This is a genomic window from Enterococcus rivorum (assembly GCF_001742285.1).
In the GTDB taxonomy this organism is placed as follows: Bacteria; Bacillota; Bacilli; order Lactobacillales; family Enterococcaceae; genus Enterococcus_L; species Enterococcus_L rivorum.
Window position 1 is genome coordinate 1 of sequence record NZ_MIEK01000072.1, and the last position, 1,543, is coordinate 1,543.

At 39.1% G+C, this 1,543-nt stretch carries 1 protein-coding gene; it reads left to right on the forward strand.

Features of this window, described 5'->3' with window-relative positions; genetic code table 11:
* Positions 1-273 precede the first annotated feature (273 nt).
* Positions 274-1,458, forward strand: coding sequence for an IS110 family RNA-guided transposase (locus BCR26_RS16660; RefSeq protein ID WP_069700082.1), 1,185 nt, complete (start codon positions 274-276; stop codon positions 1,456-1,458).
* The last annotated feature ends 85 nt before the right edge of the window (positions 1,459-1,543 follow it).

Here is a 1,543-nt window from a genome sequence, read left to right on the forward strand (position 1 = left end):
GACAAACACCCATGAGGGCTAACGCCCTCACCAAACAGAATGAAAATAAAGTGATCGACCTGCAGGCTTTTTCCTGTCATACTAGAGATGACAGAAGTGGCTTGTAGGTCGATGACTTATTGAGGTTCTTCTCCAAGTAACCTTGAGGGACAAACTAGATCATTCTACTTATTTGCACCAATCATTAGGTCCTAGAACCTGCGTATAAAAATAAATCGTTTCTATAAGTAGAATAGCCTCTTCTGTACTTTTTTTCAAGGAGGAATGTTGAAAATGGAAGATGTCTTTCGTTCTTGTTGTGCTGGATTAGACATCCATCAAAAAGTAATTGTTGCGTGTATTATTCGTTCTGCTGAAGGAAATAAATGCCCAGAAAAATTCTTTGGCAGTTTTGACACGACAACTCGTGGTCTTTTTGACTTATCTGATTGGTTGGCTTCTTACGAAGTCACACACATAAGCATGGAAAGCACGGGTGTCTATTGGAAATGCGTATGGCGAATTTTACAAAATCATTTTGAACTACAGTTGGCGAATCCTCGTCACATCAAAAATATTCCAGGAAAAAAAACAGATATGAAAGATGCGGAATGGATTGCTCGTCTCACTCGATTAGGAGTCGTTCCTACAAGTTTTGTGCCACCAGAACCTATTCAGGAATTGAGAGATTTAACCCGCTATCGCAAACATTTAGTGGAAGATTTGAATCGGGAAAAAAATAGAGGACACATGGTATTGCAGAATGCTGGAATCAAATTAACCTCAGTGATTAAAGATATCTATGGAAAGTCTGGCAGAGCCTTACTTTATGTTCTAATTGAAAACAAACCAATGACAGAAACGCTTATTCTCGAGTGTGTCTATACAACCTTACGCAGAAAAGTGCCTCAATTGCTTGAATCCCTGGAAGGATTTATGACACCTCATTATCGTAAAATGTTGTCTCTTCATCTCACTCAAATTGAGTGCTTAGAAAAACAATTAGTAGAAGTCGAAGAAACAATCAACGACTATCTCGTTCCTTATGAAGAATACGTAGAACGTTTAGAGGAAATCCCAGGAATCAATCGAAGGACGGCAGCAGTTGTTCTCGCAGAAGTGGGGATAGATATGTCTGTTTTCCCCTCAGCTGGACATTTAGCTTCATGGGCAGGAGCGAGTCCAGGAAATAATCAAAGTGCTGGAAAGACACGAAGTAAACGTGTAAGGAAAGGAAATTCTTATCTAAAGAAGGTCTTAGCACAAGGAGCACTGGCCGTTTCCCAAGGGAAACCCAATCGAATCCAAGCATTTTTCTTTCGGATAAGAAGAAATGCAAGTCACAAAAAATCGGTTGTTGCGACCGTTCATTTATTATTACGTATCATTTATCGGATGTTTTCCGATCAGTCCCGCTATAATGAACTTGGAGGAAGTTATTTACAAAATAGAAAGAACACTCTAACGCGTAGCTGCTAAAGCGTTCTAGACCAATTCCAGCTAACTACGTATTAAGTAGGAGGTAGCCTTTTTTTGTTTTTTTACGAATTTAGTTTTCGTATAA

What these genes read in the sequence shown, in the direction of transcription:
- BCR26_RS16660 (WP_069700082.1), top strand. Translation starts at nt 274, where the DNA reads ATGGAAGATGTCTTTCGTTCTTGTTGTGCTGGATTAGACATCCATCAA.